The sequence below is a fragment of the Streptomyces sp. NPDC014995 genome (assembly GCF_043080745.1).
Lineage (GTDB): Bacteria > Actinomycetota > Actinomycetes > Streptomycetales > Streptomycetaceae > Streptomyces.
The window spans coordinates 237,095-252,114 of sequence record NZ_JBIBVX010000002.1; the positions used below are offsets into that span (position 1 = coordinate 237,095).

14 protein-coding genes are annotated in these 15,020 nt (G+C 68.2%); 8 read left to right on the forward strand and 6 right to left on the reverse strand.

Annotated features, from left to right (window positions below; translation table 11 throughout):
• Nucleotides 1-154: 154 nt before the first annotated feature.
• Nucleotides 155-1,492 (forward strand): MATE family efflux transporter, encoded by a 1,338-nt coding sequence (locus tag ACF1A1_RS05480; protein WP_391645713.1) that lies wholly within the window; start codon nucleotides 155-157, stop codon nucleotides 1,490-1,492.
• 122 nt (nucleotides 1,493-1,614) lie between these two features.
• Here the strand turns inward: ACF1A1_RS05480 and rplI are convergent, their stop codons facing one another.
• The 4 genes from rplI to rpsF all read right to left on the reverse strand — a co-directional run bounded on the left by rplI (nucleotide 1,615) and on the right by rpsF (nucleotide 3,354).
• The gene (gene rplI, locus ACF1A1_RS05485; protein WP_391645715.1) at nucleotides 1,615-2,061 is read right to left on the reverse strand and encodes a 50S ribosomal protein L9; all 447 of its coding nucleotides are present in this window, start codon (nucleotides 2,059-2,061) and stop codon (nucleotides 1,615-1,617) included.
• 18 nt (nucleotides 2,062-2,079) lie between these two features.
• Entirely contained in the window at nucleotides 2,080-2,316 is a 237-nt protein-coding gene (rpsR, locus tag ACF1A1_RS05490) for a 30S ribosomal protein S18 (RefSeq protein ID WP_130439187.1), read from the reverse strand.
• A gap of 82 nt (nucleotides 2,317-2,398) precedes the next feature.
• The gene (locus ACF1A1_RS05495) at nucleotides 2,399-2,983 is read right to left on the reverse strand and encodes a single-stranded DNA-binding protein (RefSeq protein ID WP_391645717.1); all 585 of its coding nucleotides are present in this window, start codon (nucleotides 2,981-2,983) and stop codon (nucleotides 2,399-2,401) included.
• An 80-nt stretch (nucleotides 2,984-3,063) separates the two neighbouring features.
• A complete protein-coding gene (gene rpsF / locus ACF1A1_RS05500; protein ID WP_004950685.1) occupies nucleotides 3,064-3,354 on the reverse strand; it encodes a 30S ribosomal protein S6 in 291 nt (96 codons plus the stop codon).
• 287 nt (nucleotides 3,355-3,641) lie between these two features.
• Between rpsF and ACF1A1_RS05505 the strand changes: the two genes are divergently transcribed.
• The 3 genes from ACF1A1_RS05505 (at nucleotide 3,642) to ACF1A1_RS05515 (ending at nucleotide 6,433) form a co-directional block, all read left to right on the forward strand.
• A complete protein-coding gene (locus tag ACF1A1_RS05505; RefSeq protein ID WP_391645718.1) occupies nucleotides 3,642-3,953 on the forward strand; it encodes a hypothetical protein in 312 nt (103 codons plus the stop codon).
• A gap of 224 nt (nucleotides 3,954-4,177) precedes the next feature.
• Nucleotides 4,178-5,296, forward strand: coding sequence for a peptidoglycan bridge formation glycyltransferase FemX (femX, locus tag ACF1A1_RS05510; protein WP_391645720.1), 1,119 nt, complete (start codon nucleotides 4,178-4,180; stop codon nucleotides 5,294-5,296).
• Between the two features lie 105 nt (nucleotides 5,297-5,401).
• Nucleotides 5,402-6,433, forward strand: a complete 1,032-nt coding sequence (locus ACF1A1_RS05515) for an alanine racemase (protein WP_391645722.1) — start codon at nucleotides 5,402-5,404, stop codon at nucleotides 6,431-6,433.
• 84 nt (nucleotides 6,434-6,517) lie between these two features.
• Here ACF1A1_RS05515 and ACF1A1_RS05520 read toward each other — a convergent pair whose 3' ends face one another.
• The gene (locus tag ACF1A1_RS05520) at nucleotides 6,518-8,026 is read right to left on the reverse strand and encodes a glycosyltransferase family 87 protein (RefSeq protein ID WP_391645723.1); all 1,509 of its coding nucleotides are present in this window, start codon (nucleotides 8,024-8,026) and stop codon (nucleotides 6,518-6,520) included.
• A 120-nt stretch (nucleotides 8,027-8,146) separates the two neighbouring features.
• Nucleotides 8,147-10,825 (reverse strand): transglycosylase domain-containing protein, encoded by a 2,679-nt coding sequence (locus tag ACF1A1_RS05525; protein WP_391645725.1) that lies wholly within the window; start codon nucleotides 10,823-10,825, stop codon nucleotides 8,147-8,149.
• A 385-nt stretch (nucleotides 10,826-11,210) separates the two neighbouring features.
• Between ACF1A1_RS05525 and ACF1A1_RS05530 the strand changes: the two genes are divergently transcribed.
• The 4 genes from ACF1A1_RS05530 to ACF1A1_RS05545 all read left to right on the forward strand — a co-directional run bounded on the left by ACF1A1_RS05530 (nucleotide 11,211) and on the right by ACF1A1_RS05545 (nucleotide 14,990).
• The gene (locus tag ACF1A1_RS05530; protein WP_391645727.1) at nucleotides 11,211-11,894 is read left to right on the forward strand and encodes a helix-turn-helix transcriptional regulator; all 684 of its coding nucleotides are present in this window, start codon (nucleotides 11,211-11,213) and stop codon (nucleotides 11,892-11,894) included.
• 44 nt (nucleotides 11,895-11,938) lie between these two features.
• On the forward strand, nucleotides 11,939-13,021 hold the full coding sequence (locus tag ACF1A1_RS05535; RefSeq protein ID WP_391645729.1) for an inositol-3-phosphate synthase: 1,083 nt from the start codon (nucleotides 11,939-11,941) through the stop codon (nucleotides 13,019-13,021).
• Between the two features lie 90 nt (nucleotides 13,022-13,111).
• Nucleotides 13,112-14,374, forward strand: coding sequence for an MFS transporter (locus ACF1A1_RS05540; RefSeq protein ID WP_391645731.1), 1,263 nt, complete (start codon nucleotides 13,112-13,114; stop codon nucleotides 14,372-14,374).
• A 115-nt stretch (nucleotides 14,375-14,489) separates the two neighbouring features.
• Nucleotides 14,490-14,990, forward strand: a complete 501-nt coding sequence (locus ACF1A1_RS05545; RefSeq protein ID WP_391645733.1) for a hypothetical protein — start codon at nucleotides 14,490-14,492, stop codon at nucleotides 14,988-14,990.
• Nucleotides 14,991-15,020: the final 30 nt, after the last annotated feature.

Below are 15,020 nucleotides of genomic sequence, written 5' to 3' on the forward strand. Positions count from 1 at the left end.
GCCCATTTACCGTCCACCGGCTGTGCAGAAGAAAAACTTCCCCAGTCGGGCCAAGATCGCTTCGAACGGTGCGCGAGAGGACACACACCGAGACTGCCAGTAAGGGTCACTCATCCATTGCATCTCTTACCTGTGGACGATTAGATTGGTGGTCATGACACACGCTCCCGCGACCACCAAGGCCACCCGACGACGGCACGATCGAGAGATCGTCGCACTGGCCGTCCCGGCCTTCGGCGCACTCGTCGCAGAGCCCCTCTTCGTCATGGTCGACAGCGCCATCATCGGCCACCTCGGCACCGCGCAACTCGCCGGTCTCGGAGTCGCCTCCGCGCTCCTGATGACCGCCGTCAGTGTCTTCGTCTTCCTCGCCTACGCCACCACGGCGGCCGTCGCCCGTCGCGTGGGCGCCGGCGACCTTCCGGCGGCCATCCGCCAGGGCATGGACGGCATCTGGCTTGCGCTGCTGCTCGGCGCCGCCGTGATCGCGGCCGTCCTGCCCACGGCCCCCGCGCTCGTGGAACTCTTCGGCGCCTCGGAGACGGCCGCCCCGTACGCGACGACCTACCTGCGCATCTCGGCACTCGGCATTCCGGCCATGCTCGTCGTCCTGGCCGCGACCGGTGTCCTGCGCGGCCTCCAGGACACAAGGACTCCGCTCTATGTCGCCGTCGCGGGCTTCGTCGCCAACGCCGCCCTGAACGCCGGTCTGGTCTACGGCGCTGATCTCGGCATCGCGGGCTCCGCCTGGGGCACCGTCATCGCCCAGTGCGGCATGGCCGCGGCCTACCTTGCGGTGGTGATCCGGGGAGCCCGCCGCCACGGAGCTTCCCTGCGGCCCGACGCCGCCGGCATACGGGCTTCCGCCCAGGCCGGCGTACCCCTGCTGGTGCGCACCCTGTCCCTGCGGGCCGTCCTCATGATCGCCACAGCGGTCGCCGCACGCCTCGGTGACGCCGATATCGCGGCCCACCAGATCATCCTCTCCCTGTGGAGCCTGCTCGCCTTCGCCCTCGACGCCATAGCCATCGCAGGGCAGGCGATCATCGGGCGCCATCTCGGCGCCAACGATGCCCAGGGCGCCCGCGACGCCTGCCGCCGCATGGTGGAGTGGGGCATCGCCGTAGGTGTCGTACTCGGTCTGCTCGTGGTGATCAGCCGACCGCTCTTCCTTCCGCTGTTCACCGGCGACCAGGTGGTGAAGGACGTGGCGCTCCCCGCCCTCCTGGTGGTGGGGCTCTCCCAGCCGATCTGCGGCATCGTCTTCGTCCTGGACGGCGTCCTGATGGGCGCGGGCGACGGCCCCTATCTCGCGTGGGCGATGGTCCTCACTCTCGCCGTCTTCGCTCCGGTGGCCCTGCTGGTTCCTGCCTTCGGCGGTGGGCTCACCGCGCTGTGGGGAGCGATGACGCTGATGATGGCGGTCCGGATGCTGACTCTCTGGCTGCGTACCCGCTCCGGACGCTGGGTGGTCACCGGCGCAACCCGGTGACCGTTTCACGTGAAACCGGCGTTTCACGTGAAACATGGCCCGAGCACGCCGAAGGGGCCGCACCCAGCGGGTGCGGCCCCTTCCAGCTGTTCAGCCGAAGCTGTTCAACCCGAGCGCAGCGATCAGGCCGCGACGACCTCGATGTTGACCTTGGCGGCAACCTCGGGGTGCAGACGCACGGACGTCTCGTGGGCGCCCAGGGTCTTGATCGGCGCGCTGAGCTCGATGCGGCGCTTGTCGACCTCGGGACCGCCGGCAGCCTTGATCGCCGAGGCGACGTCGGCCGGGGTGACGGAACCGAAGAGACGACCGGCGTCGCCGGAGCGGACGGCCAGACGGACCTTCACACCCTCGAGCTGGGCCTTCACCTGGTTGGCCTGCTCGATGGTCTGGATCTCGTGGATCTTGCGAGCGCGACGGATCTGCTCGACGTCCTTCTCGCCACCCTTGGTCCAGCGGATCGCGAAGTTCCGCGGGATGAGGTAGTTGCGAGCGTAACCGTCCTTGACGTCGACGACGTCGCCCGCGGCGCCGAGGCCGGAGACCTCGTGGGTAAGGATGATCTTCATGTGTCGGTCACCCTTCCCTTATCGCGCGGTGGCGGTGTAGGGCAGCAGCGCCATCTCACGGCTGTTCTTGACGGCCGTGGCGACGTCACGCTGGTGCTGCGTGCAGTTGCCGGTCACGCGGCGGGCACGGATCTTGCCGCGGTCGGAAATGAACTTCCGCAGCATGTTCGTGTCCTTGTAGTCCACGTACGTGACCTTGTCCTTGCAGAAAGCGCAGACCTTCTTCTTCGGCTTGCGCACAGGCGGCTTCGCCATGGTGATTCTCCTGTGTGATCAAGAAGTTGGGATACGGCCCCACCCTCGACCTGAACAGGCCCGGACATCCGGGCCCGAAGGCCTAGAAGGGGGGCTCGTCCGAGTAGCCGCCACCGCTGCCGCCGGAGTTTCCACCCCAGCCGCCACCGCCGCCCTGGCCGCCACCGGCGGGAGCGCCACTGGCCCACGGGTCGTCGGCGGGAGCGCCGCCCTGCTGACCGCCGCCGGGGCCACCGCCCCAGCCGCCGCCACCCTGGCCGCCACCGCCGCCGAAGCCACCGCCGCCACCCTGGCCACCGCGGCCGGAGGTCTTGGTGACCTTGGCCGTGGCGTTGCGCAGGCTGGGACCGACTTCCTCGACGTCCAGCTCGTAGACCGTGCGCTTGACACCCTCGCGGTCCTCGTAGGACCGCTGCTTCAGCCGGCCCTGCACGATGACGCGCATGCCTCGCTGGAGCGACTCCGCGACGTTCTCCGCCGCCTGGCGCCAGACCGAGCAGGTCAGGAACAGGCTCTCGCCGTCCTTCCACTCGTTCGTCTGGCGGTCGAAGGTGCGGGGAGTGGACGCGACACGGAACTTCGCGACCGCCGCACCGGAGGGGGTGAAGCGCAGCTCGGGGTCGTCGACAAGATTGCCGATGACCGTGATGACGGTCTCGCCTGCCATGGGGGAACCTCTCGGCGGGTTTGCTGCTGCTGGCTGCTTGTGCTGCTACTCAGATTCCCGAGATCAGCTGAGCGGGAAGCTCAGTGGGTCTCGGGACGGAGGACCTTGGTCCGGAGGACCGACTCGTTCAGGTTCATCTGGCGGTCGAGCTCCTTCACGACCGCAGGCTCGGCCTGCAGGTCGATGACCGAGTAGATGCCCTCGGGCTTCTTCTTGATCTCGTACGCGAGACGACGACGGCCCCAGGTGTCGACCTTCTCCACCTTTCCGTTGCCCTCACGGACGACGGAGAGGAAGTTCTCGATCAGCGGGGAGACTGCGCGCTCCTCGAGATCGGGGTCGAGGATGACCATCACCTCGTAGTGACGCATGTGGAACCCACCTCCTTTGGACTCAGCGGCCACGGTCGTTCCGTGGCAGGAGGGTTGTGATGCGTACGCAACGGTATCGGCCGCCACTGACAATCGGGGGTCGGCTGGCGACGTCCCCGCTCTGTGCTGGGCGGAGTCCCTGGCTGTGCCTGAACAGACACCGGTGCAGACGGTACACACTACCTGCACACCGGCTTCCGGTTGAAATCCGGCCGGGGGGACCGCCAATCTGTACACATCGGGTGTGTATGGCGCTACGATGCGCCGCTTTCCGCAGGAGGTGCCTCATGGCACAGGCATTGCGACCCAACACCGCCGGATCCCTCTTCGCCACCGACGGCAAGCGCCATCCCCTCCAGGACACGCTGATGGCCGTGACCCTGGTGCTCGGGGTGGTGTCCTTCGTCACGGCGATGTTCCAGAGCCTCCACCTGCTCAGCTCGTGGGCCGGTCTGGTGGGGATCTTCACCGGCGCGTACGGACAGTGGGTCTCCGAGACCACCCGTGAACGCTTCGGTCTGATCCTGGGCCTCGGTGCCTCCGGCGTCGGCTTCTTCCTCGGTATGGCGCACGGCGGCCTCTTCGGCGGGCTCTGGTGAGCTGACCGACGCCGGTCCGGCACCGCGCCGGACACCGTTCCCGACCGCAGGCGCGTAGGACGCAGAGGACACCTGCGCGCCCCGGCGGACCGTCCCGGCCGCTCAGGGGCCGGGGCGAAGCTGCCGTATGCCCAAACGGGCCGCTCCCCAGGCGCAGTAGGCTTCGGCGCTAGAGCCGGAGCCCCTGTACCCATGGGGACACACCAGCCCGAGGAGCGCCCCGAATGAGCCTGACCCTGAGGACGATCAGTCGCGAGCAGCATCTGGCGTACATCCAGAGCCTGCCGTCGGCGAGCCACATGCAGGTTCCGGCCTGGGCCGACGTCAAGGCCGAGTGGCGTTCGGAGAATCTCGGCTGGTTCGACAAGAGCGGCCAGTTGGTGGGCGCCGGCCTCGTCCTCTACCGTCAGCTCCCCAAGATCAAGCGCTACCTGGCCTACCTGCCCGAGGGCCCGGTCATCAACTGGTACGCGCCGAATCTGACGGAGTGGCTGGAACCGATGCTCGCGCACCTCAAGCAGCAGGGCGCGTTCTCCGTGAAGATGGGCCCGCCGGTGATCATCCGGCGCTGGGAGGCCCCCTCCATCAAGGCCGGCATCCAGAACCCGGACGTGAAGCGGCTGCGCGACATCGAGGCCGACTTCATCGAGCCGCGCGCCTTCGAGGTGGCCGACAAGCTGCGCCGCATGGGCTGGCAGCAGGGCGAGGACGGCGGCGCCGGCTTCGGCGACGTCCAGCCCCGGTACGTCTACCAGGTGCCGCTGGCGAACCGTTCCCTCGAAGAGGTCCACAAGAACTTCAACCAGCTGTGGCGCCGCAACATCAAGAAGGCGGAGAAGGCAGGCGTCGAGGTCGTCCAGGGCGGCTACCAGGATCTCGAGGAGTGGCAGCGCCTCTACGAGATCACGGCCGTGCGCGACCACTTCCGGCCCCGCCCGCTGTCGTACTTCCAGCGCATGTGGACGGCCCTCAACACCGAGGACCCCAACCGCATGCGGCTGTACTTCGCCCGCCACAACGGCGTGAACCTGTCGGCGGCCACGATGCTGATCGTCGGCGGGCACGTCTGGTACTCGTACGGCGCCTCCGACAACATCGGCCGGGAGTTCCGCCCCTCGAACGCCATGCAGTGGCGGATGCTGCGCGACGCCTACGCGCTCGGCGCGACCGTCTACGACCTGCGCGGCATCTCCGACTCGCTGGACGAGTCGGACCATCTGTTCGGCCTGATCCAGTTCAAGGTCGGCACGGGCGGCCAGGCCGCCGAGTACCTCGGCGAGTGGGACTTCCCGCTGAACAAGCTGCTCCACAAGGCGCTCGACATCTACATGTCACGCCGCTGAGCGCCGTTCGCCGCTTCCATGGCGTCATCCCCGACGGCGTCACCAGCTCCGACAGCTCCCTCACCCTGATACACCGCAGCCACGAGAAAGGTTCCAGGTCCGGCCATGGCGCTCACGCTCTACGTCGACACCGCGCGCTGGCGGGCGCACCACAAGCACGTGCAGGAGCAGTTCCCCGGGCTCGTCCCGGTCTGCAAGGGCAACGGCTACGGCTTCGGGCACGAGCGGCTGGCGGAGGAGGCGACCCGGCTGGGCTCGGACGTCCTCGCCGTCGGCACGACGTACGAGGCCGCGCGCATCAAGGACTTCTTCGGCGGTGACCTGCTGGTGCTGACGCCGTACCGGCGGGGCGAGGAGCCCGTGCCGCTGCCCGACCGCGTCGTGCGCTCGGTGTCGTCGGTCGACGGTGTGTACGGCCTCGTGGGCGCCCGCGTGGTGATCGAGGTGATGTCCTCGATGAAGCGGCACGGCATCAGCGAGCAGGACCTGCCCCAGCTGCACGCCGCCATAGAGAACGTCCGGCTGGAGGGCTTCGCCATCCATCTGCCGCTGGACCGCACCGACGGCTCGGACGCCGTCGAGGAGGTCATCGGCTGGATGGACCGGCTGCGCGCGGCCCGGCTGCCGCTGCACACCATGTTCGTCAGCCACCTCAAGGCCGATGAACTCGCCCGGCTCCAGCAGCAGTTCCCGCAGACCCGCTTCCGCGCCCGCATCGGCACGCGACTGTGGCTGGGGGACCACGAGGCCACCGAGTACCGCGGTGCCGTCCTGGACGTCACGCGCGTCGCCAAGGGCGACCGCTTCGGTTACCGGCAGCAGAAGGCCGCCTCCGACGGCTTCCTGGTGGTCGTGGCGGGCGGTACGTCGCACGGTGTGGGCCTGGAGGCCCCGAAGGCCCTGCACGGCGTCATGCCGCGCGCCAAGGGCGTCGCCCGTGCCGGTCTCGCCACGGTGAACCGGAACCTCTCACCGTTCGTCTGGGGCGGCAAGCAGCGCTGGTTCGCCGAGCCGCCGCACATGCAGGTGTCCATCCTGTTCGTGCCCTCGGACGCTCCGGAACCGACGGTCGGCGACGAGCTGGTGGCCCATCTGCGGCACACCACCACCCAGTTCGACCGGCTCGTGGACCGCTGACCTCCACAGCTACGAGCACGGCAAAGGCCGTACACGACGCCTTCGTGTACGGCCTTTCGCATGACCGGGCAGCGCGCTGTTCGCTCAGGGCGAACCGTCGGTCGCGCCCTGTTTGCCCCACTCCACAGGCGGTCCGTCTCCCTGGGCCGTGTGCTGGGGAGGATGGGCCGCCGCGCCGAGGACGAAGACGTCCTCCGCACCGTCGAGCACACCGCCCGAGGGATCGTCGTCGCCGGCCTGCCGCACCACGTCCCGCTCCGGCATCAGGATGTCCCGCACGACCATGACGCACAGGTACAGCGTCCCCAGCAGGTGCACCGCGATGGCCCAGTGATAGCCGTCGGTCGGCAGACCCTTGTGGGCATCTCCGCTGGTGGTGTAGGCGAGGTACATCCAGATCCCCAGGAAGTACGCCACCTCGCACGCCTGCCAGATCAGGAAGTCCCGCCACTTCGGCCGGGCCAGCACCGCCAGCGGCACCAGCCACAGTACGTACTGCGGCGAATAGACCTTGTTGGTCAGGATGAAGGCCGCCACCATCAGGAACGCGAGCTGGGCGAAACGGGGCCGGCGCGGAGCGGTGAGCGTGAGCCCCGCGATGCCCAGGAAGCTCACCCCGACCAGCAGCGTGGCCAGCGTGTTGACGCTTTCGGTGGTGAGGGGGTCGCTGGAGTTCTGGGCCAGGATGAGCCAGAAGGAGCCGAAGTCGACTCCCCGCTCCTGGCTGAACGTGTAGAACTTCGACCAGCCCTCGAAGGCGAAGAGCATCACCGGCAGGTTCACCACCAGCCAGGAGACGATCACCGCGCCCAGGGCGGTGCCGAACGCCCGCCACTTCCCCGCACGCCAGCACAGCACGAACAACGGCCCGAGCAGGAAGACCGGATAGAGCTTGGCGGCCGTGGCGAGCCCCAGCAGGACACCGAAGGCGAGCGACCGGCCCCGCGACCACATCAGCATCGCCACGGCCGTCAGAGCGACCGCCAGCAGGTCCCAGTTGATGGTGGCGGTCAGCGCGAAGGCGGGCGCCAGAGCGACCAGCAGACCGTCCCAGGGGCGCCGGGCGTGCGTACGGGCCACACAGACGGCGATGACCGCCGCGCACGCCATCAGCATCCCGGCGTTGACCATCCAGTACCACTGCTCTTGGTACTGGATGCTGCCGCTGCCCGGTGTCAGCCAGCTGGCCACCTCCATGAACACGCCGGTCAGCACCGGGTATTCGAGGTAGTCCATGTCGCCGGGGAGCTTGTCGAAGTACGGCACGAGCCCGTCGGCGAACCCACGCCCCTGGTAGAGGTGGGGGATGTCCGAGTAGCACGCGTGCGTGTACTGGGAGCTGGCGCCGAAGAACCAGGCGCCGTTGTAGCAGGGCGCCTTCTGGATCAGTCCGAGGGCGAACATCCCGATCGCCACGAGCGCGACGACCCGTACGGGAGTCAGCCAGGACGTCCCGGTCAGGGCCCGCCGTCCGAGGGGACCGCCGATCAGCTCACTGCCGGCCGCAGCGACCTCGTCGTCCCTGGTCGGCCGCACCGGGTCCGGCTCGTGGACGCGCGCCGGCGTCGATTCTGCACTGGGCATGGGCCACATCCTGCCGTACGGACCTAGGAAAAGGCCGAGGGCCGCCCCGCTGCTCCAGCGGGACGGCCCTCGTTTCACGTGAAACATCCGCATGTTTCACGTGAAACGCCCTCGTCGGGCGATGGTGCACTAACCGGCTGGGCCTCCGAAGATGCCGCCGTTCTGATTACCTCTGGTGGCGTCCTCGGTCTCGGTGAGGGACGGCGACGGACTCGTCTCGCCCGTACCGCCATCCGTCGCTCCGCCGTTCGCACCGCCCGCGGTGTCGTCACAGTTGAAGAAGTTGGTGCACGTCTCGCTCGGGGAGGGCGAGGGCTCGGTCTCCGTCTCGCTGGGAGTCGGGGACGGCGACGGGCTCTCCTCCTCCGTCTCGGTGACCGACGGGGTGGGAGTCGGCGCCGGGTCCTCGTTGAGGACCTCGCCAATGGGCTCGGGGGCCGGGAACGTCTCCACGGGGAGGCCCTTCATGGCCTTCTCCATGTAGTCGTGCCAGATCTCCGCCGGGAACGAGGCGCCGTGGATCTTCTCCTGGCCACCCGTTCCGAACATCTCGAGGAAGGTGCGGTTCTTCTTCGTCTCGTCGTCGTCGTACCGGAACATCGTGATCGCGGTCGACAGCTGCGGCGTGTAGCCGACGAACCAGGCCGACTTGTTGCCGTCGGTGGTACCGGTCTTGCCGGCCACCTCACGGCCGTCCAGCTGGGCGGCGGTACCCGTGCCCTTCTCGACCACGGTCTTCAGGACGTCCGTGACGTTGTCGGCGACCTTCGAAGTGAAAGCCTGCTTCGTGTCGGGCTTGTGCGTGTAGATCACGCCGTCCTTGCTCGTGACCTTCTGGACGGAGAAGGGGTCCCGCTGCTTGCCGCTGGCCGCGAAGGTCGCGTAGGCGCCGGCCATCCGGATCGCGCTCGGGTCGGAGATGCCGATCGAGAACGACGGGAAGGTGTTGCCGGTGAGGGTGCTCTCCTTCACGCCGGCGTTGACGGCGGCCTCCTTCACCTTGTCCAGGCCGACGTCCATGCCGAGCTGCACGAAGGCGGAGTTCACCGACTCACGCATCGCCTCACGCAGGTCGATCTTGTAGTCCGGCGGAGAGCCGAGCGAGACGTTGCCGTCGTTGGTCTGCAGCCACTCCTCGCCCTTCTCGTTCTTCCAGATCGTCCCGTCGTAGTTCTTGATCTTGAGCTTGTTCTTGCCGCTGAACAGGCTCTTGGGAGAGACGATGGTGCGTTCGTCCTGCGCCTGCGAGGAGCCCAGGTCGGGATCGCGCACGCCCCACGACATCGCGGCCGCGAGCACGAACGGCTTGAACGTCGAACCCACCTGGGCACCGGTCTGGTCGGCGTTGTTGGTGAAGTGCTTGGTCGCGTCCTCACCGCCGTAGATGGCCTCGATGGCACCGGTCTCCGGATTGACGGACGCGCCACCGAACTGGACGTGCGTGTCCGTGTCCGGGCGTTGCTCCGGCTTGATGTTGGCCTTGTAGACCTTGGAGACAGCCTTCGTGAGCTCCTCGACCTTCTTCTTGTCGAAGGTCGTGTAGATCGAGAAGCCACCCTGCTGCAGCTTGTCCTGGGTGATCCCCGTTTCCTCGCTGTGGGTCACCACGTAGCTGTTGGCGAGGTCGACGAGGTAACCGATCTGCCCGCTCAGCTGGGTGTTCGAGCGCGGGTTCTGCCACTTGGGGAGCGTGGTGTACTTGGCCCGGACCTCGGGGCTCAGGTGCTTGTACTCGACCATCTTGTCGAGCGTGTCCTGCATCTGCACCAGCGCGCGCTTGCGGTTGGCCTGGGGCGTCGCGGACGTGTCGATGGACACCGAACCCGCGGGGTCGTAGTACGTGGCGCCCTTCAGCATGGCGGCCAGGAAGGCGCACTCACCCGGGTTGAGTTCGATGGCGTCCTTGTTGAAGTAGGCGCGGGCCGCGGCCTGGATCCCGTAGGCGTTGCGCCCGTAGTACGCGGAGTTCAGGTAGCCGGCCATGATCTGGTCCTTGTCGACCGTGGCTCCCACCTTGATCGACACGAAGATCTCCTTGAACTTCCGGGAGATCGTCTGCGACTGGTCGTTCAGCATGGCGTTCTTGACGTACTGCTGGGTGATGGTCGAGCCACCCTGGGTCTGACCGCCCCGGGCCATGTTGAACACGGCGCGCGCGATGCCCTTGGGGTCGATGCCGCTGTCGTCGCGGAAGGTCTTGTTCTCCTGCGAGATCACCGCCCATTGCATCGCCTCGGGGATCTGCGCGAGGTCGATGATCTGGCGGTTCGTCTCACCACCGGTGGCAACCATCTGGCTGCCGTCCTTCCAGTAGTAGACGTTGTTCTCCGCCGTCGCCGTCTCGTCGACCTTCGGGACGCTCACCATGGCGTAGCCGATGCCCGCCACGGCGACCAGGCTGCCGACGAAGCCGACGAACAGGCCGGCGACGAGCTTCCAGGACGGCACCCAGCGGCGCCATCCGTACTTGTCGGCGCGCGGATAGTCGACCAGGCGATTCCTGCCGGGCGCGGCGCGCCCCCTGCCCCGGCCGGGGGGACCGGCCGGGCCGCCGCGGCGGCCTCCCGAGGGCTCGGCCGCTCTGCGCCGGCCACCCGTGCTTCTCTGTGCCGCCCGCCGGGCATCGGCGCGGCCGCTGTACGACCGCTCCTCGTCTTCCGGCTCGTGGCCAAACCCGTAGTCGGAAGGAGACCCGGTGGCGCCTCGCGGTGCCGCACGGCGGCCGGAGGACGAGCCGGACGGGCCGCGTCGGGCCGCGGCACGTCCGCCTCCCTGCGGCTGCGGCGGTTTGCGACGGTGCTCGCTCATCGAACGATTACTCCTCGGGCAGGCGCACCCGTGCGCGCCTGGAAACGGCGGCTGGTTTCCTGTCCCCCCGAAGTACGGATGCGCTCGCTGGCGCATTCACCCGTACCGCACCGGGGAACTCGACGCCCCCCGGCGTCACGCGAGTCCCGGTGGTGTGCATGGCGCACAGACTACGCACCGTCAAAACCCGCCTAGTCCCGTGGTTCACCTCAAACCAGACAAAGAGGCTCGGATGAATCGGTGATGTGATCCCGTTCACCATCCCCCCTCTTGTCGCATTCGGGAGGCCGTTCTATCGTCGTGATGTATCGAGTCGATACATCAGCGCGGCATAAAAACGTCAGGGCGCCCGTCACCACGGGCCGCGGCAGAGAGGAGGCGACCGATGAGCCGGCGTTCCGGGATCCTCGAGTTCGCCGTACTCGGCCTGCTCCGCGAGTCCCCGATGCACGGCTATGAGCTGCGCAAACGACTCAATACGTCACTGGGTGTGTTCCGCGCGTTCAGCTACGGCACGCTCTACCCCTGCCTCAAGACGCTGGTCGCCAACGGCTGGTTGATCGAGGAGGCGGGGAACACCCCGGAGGACCCCCTCACCGCTCCCCTCACGGGCCGCCGCGCCAAGATCGTCTACCGGTTGACGGCGGAAGGTAAGGAGCACTTCGAGGAGCTGCTCTCGCAGACGGGTCCCGACGCGTACGAGGACGAGCACTTCGCCGCTCGCTTCGCCTTCTTCGGGCAGACCTCCCGCGATGTGCGCATGCGCGTCCTGGAAGGCCGCCGCAGCCGGCTGGAGGAGCGTCTGGAGAAGATGCGCGCCTCTCTGGCGCGCACCCGAGAGCGCCTCGACGACTACACGCTCGAGCTCCAGCGCCACGGTATGGAGTCCGTGGAGCGCGAAGTGCGCTGGCTGAACGAGCTCATCGAGAGCGAGCGGGCCGGACGGGACCTGAGGGGCTCCGCCTCCGGGGGGTCCGCTCAGCAGGACACCACATCTGGAGCGACGGGCGGCCTGCCCCGTCCCGGGGACACCCCCGGGACGGATACGCCCGACGACACCGCCACGTGAGCGCCCACTCAGGGCCTCACTCGTACACACAGGGAGCAACCGGAATGGGTTCGGTTCGCGTAGCCATCGTCGGCGTGGGCAACTGCGCCGCGTCGTTGGTGCAGGGCGTGGAGTACTACAAGGACGCCGACCCGGCGTCCAAGGTCCCGGGCCTGATGCACGTGCAGTTCGGCGACTACCACGTGCGTGACGTCGAGTTCGTCGCCGCGTTCGACGTGGACGCGAAGAAGGTCGGCCTGGACCTCTCGGACGCCATCGGCGCGTCCGAGAACAACACCATCAAGATCTGCGACGTGCCCACCACCGGTGTCACCGTCCAGCGCGGCCACACCCTCGACGGCCTCGGCAAGTACTACCGCGAGACCATCGAGGAGTCCGCCGAGGCCCCGGTCGACGTCGTCCAGGTCCTCAAGGACAAGCAGGTCGACGTCCTCGTCTGCTACCTGCCCGTCGGCTCCGAGGACGCGGCGAAGTTCTACGCCCAGTGCGCCATCGACGCCAAGGTCGCCTTCGTCAACGCCCTCCCGGTCTTCATCGCCGGCACCAAGGAGTGGGCGGACAAGTTCACCGAGGCGGGCGTCCCGATCGTCGGTGACGACATCAAGTCCCAGGTCGGCGCGACCATCACGCACCGCGTCATGGCGAAGCTGTTCGAGGACCGGGGCGTCGTCCTGGACCGCACGATGCAGCTGAACGTCGGCGGCAACATGGACTTCAAGAACATGCTCGAGCGCGACCGCCTCGAGTCGAAGAAGATCTCCAAGACGCAGGCCGTCACCTCCCAGATCCCCGACCGGGACCTCGGCGAGAAGAACGTCCACATCGGACCGTCCGACTACGTCGCCTGGCTCGACGACCGCAAGTGGGCGTACGTCCGCCTCGAGGGCCGCGCCTTCGGTGACGTCCCGCTGAACCTGGAGTACAAGCTCGAGGTCTGGGACTCCCCGAACTCCGCGGGTGTCATCATCGACGCCCTGCGCGCCGCGAAGATCGCCAAGGACCGCGGCATCGGCGGCCCGATCCTCTCGGCGTCCAGCTACTTCATGAAGTCCCCGCCGGTCCAGTACTTCGACGACCAGGCCCGCGAGAACGTCGAGAAGTTCATCAAGGGTGAGGTCGAGCGCTAAAGCTCGTCGCTGAGTCGCTCCTGCCAGGGCTGAAGAGGGTCCTCGGGTCTGATGGCCCGGGGACCCTCTCCGTATGTGAGGCTGTGCCCCATGCCCGTCGTCCGTGATCTGCGCGTGCTGCTGCGCTTCGGCAACTTCCGGCGTCTGCTGGCCGTACGACTGCTCTCGCAGTGCGCGGACGGCGTCTACCAGGTCGCGCTCGCCACGTACGTCGTCTTCTCCCCCGAGAAGCAGGCCTCGGCCGCCGCGATCGCCTCGGCGATGGCGGTCCTGCTGCTGCCCTACTCCTTCGTCGGCCCCTTCGCCGGCGTCCTGCTGGACCGCTGGCGCCGCCGCCAGGTCCTCGTCCACGGCAACCTGCTGCGGGCCCTCCTGGCCTCGGTGACGGCCGTCCTGATGATCAGCCACGTCCCCGACTGGCTCTTCTACGCCTCCGCGCTGTGCGTCACCGCGGTCAACCGCTTCGTCCTCGCGGGCCTGTCCGCCGCTCTGCCCCGCGTGGTCGACGCCGAGCGCCTGGTGATGGCCAACTCCCTCTCCCCGACCGCCGGAACCCTGGCCGCGACGGCGGGTGGCGGCCTCGCCTTCGTCGTCCGGCTGGTGGTCGCGGACTCCGACGCGGCCGTCGTGCTGCTGGGCGCCTCGCTGTACCTGTGCGCGGCGCTCGCCTCGCTGCGCATGGCGAGGGAACTGCTCGGGCCCGACCCCGCGTTGGTGCGGTCCCGGCTCGCGGCGGCGATGGCCGGCACCGCACGCGACCTGGTGGCGGGTGTACGCCATCTCGCCGAGCCGGCCCGCCGGAAGGCCGCCTGGGCGCTCGGCGCGATGACGCTGATGCGGTTCTGCTACGGCGCGCTGCTGGTGATGCTGTTGATGCTGTGCCGGTACGCCCTGACCTCGGATCCCGACGAAGGACTGGCCCTGCTGGGGGTGGCGTTGGGCATCTCCGGCGCCGGCTTCTTCGCGGCGGCCGTCGTGACACCGGGGGCGGTCGGACGGCTCGGTCCGGGCGGCTGGATCGTCGTGTGCGCGGGGACCGCCGCGGTCCTGGAGCCGGCCCTCGGCGTCCCCTTCGCCACGGCTCCCATGCTGGTGGCGACGTTCGTGCTGGGTCTGACCACCCAGGGCGCGAAGATCGCCACGGACACGATCGTGCAGTCCTCGGTCGACGACGGCTTCCGCGGTCGGATCTTCTCCCTCTACGACGTGCTCTTCAACGTCGCCTTCGTAGGCGCCGCGGGGGTCGCCGCCCTGATGCTGCCGCCGGACGGCCGGTCGGTGGCGCTGGTGGTCACGGTGGCCGTGATCTACGGGGCAGTTGCTACAGCTATGGCCCGTTTCGGCGTCCGGTAAGTGTCACATAAGCGCCACAGCGTGGTCCTCAGCTAGGGCGTTGTCAGTGGCGGCCTGTACTTTACGTGCGTCTTATTTCGCGCCATGCGCACCACTGTTCTAGGGGGACCCCCAAGTGACCACTCCGCCCGCGGGCCAGAACCCGTACGCCCAGACGCCCACCGGACCCGCGGGTCAGCAGCCCGGTCAGCCGGGAATCCCCCAGCAGCCGGGAGTCCCACAGCAGCCGTACGCGCCGTTCCCGAACCAGGGCGCCCCCGTTCCCCCGCCGCCCGCGCCGACGGGCCGCGGGCGCAAGAAGGTGGTGCGGATCCTCGGCATCGTCGTGGTCGGCATACTCGTCCTGGGCGTGAAGTTCGGCATCGGCTGGTGGGCGGACCGGACGGACGCCGAGACCACTTCGGTGGGCGCCTGCATGCACAACGACGGCACGGACACCAACGCGGACCTCAACGAGGTCGACTGCTCGTCGGGCGATGCCCAGTTCCAGGTCGTCGAGAAGTTCGACGACACCAGCGACGACAGCAAGTGTGAAGCCGTCAAGGAAGCGACGATCTCCTACTACCAGGTGGGCGGCGGCCACAACGTCGTCCTCTGCCTCAAGGAAGTCAAGTAGTCGCACGGCACCCACACCGAGGGGCGATGT

Bases quoted from the DNA above. Each gene is read 5' to 3' on its own strand.
- ACF1A1_RS05530 (WP_391645727.1), top strand. From the start codon at position 11,211: ATGAGCCGGCGTTCCGGGATCCTCGAGTTCGCCGTACTCGGCCTGCTC.
- femX (WP_391645720.1), top strand. From the start codon at position 4,178: ATGAGCCTGACCCTGAGGACGATCAGTCGCGAGCAGCATCTGGCGTAC.
- ACF1A1_RS05525 (WP_391645725.1), bottom strand. From the start codon at position 10,825: ATGAGCGAGCACCGTCGCAAACCGCCGCAGCCGCAGGGAGGCGGACGT.
- rpsF (WP_004950685.1), bottom strand. From the start codon at position 3,354: ATGCGTCACTACGAGGTGATGGTCATCCTCGACCCCGATCTCGAGGAG.
- ACF1A1_RS05515 (WP_391645722.1), top strand. From the start codon at position 5,402: ATGGCGCTCACGCTCTACGTCGACACCGCGCGCTGGCGGGCGCACCAC.
- ACF1A1_RS05505 (WP_391645718.1), top strand. From the start codon at position 3,642: ATGGCACAGGCATTGCGACCCAACACCGCCGGATCCCTCTTCGCCACC.
- ACF1A1_RS05520 (WP_391645723.1), bottom strand. From the start codon at position 8,026: ATGTGGCCCATGCCCAGTGCAGAATCGACGCCGGCGCGCGTCCACGAG.
- ACF1A1_RS05540 (WP_391645731.1), top strand. From the start codon at position 13,112: ATGCCCGTCGTCCGTGATCTGCGCGTGCTGCTGCGCTTCGGCAACTTC.
- ACF1A1_RS05495 (WP_391645717.1), bottom strand. From the start codon at position 2,983: ATGGCAGGCGAGACCGTCATCACGGTCATCGGCAATCTTGTCGACGAC.
- ACF1A1_RS05535 (WP_391645729.1), top strand. From the start codon at position 11,939: ATGGGTTCGGTTCGCGTAGCCATCGTCGGCGTGGGCAACTGCGCCGCG.
- ACF1A1_RS05480 (WP_391645713.1), top strand. From the start codon at position 155: ATGACACACGCTCCCGCGACCACCAAGGCCACCCGACGACGGCACGAT.
- rpsR (WP_130439187.1), bottom strand. From the start codon at position 2,316: ATGGCGAAGCCGCCTGTGCGCAAGCCGAAGAAGAAGGTCTGCGCTTTC.
- rplI (WP_391645715.1), bottom strand. From the start codon at position 2,061: ATGAAGATCATCCTTACCCACGAGGTCTCCGGCCTCGGCGCCGCGGGC.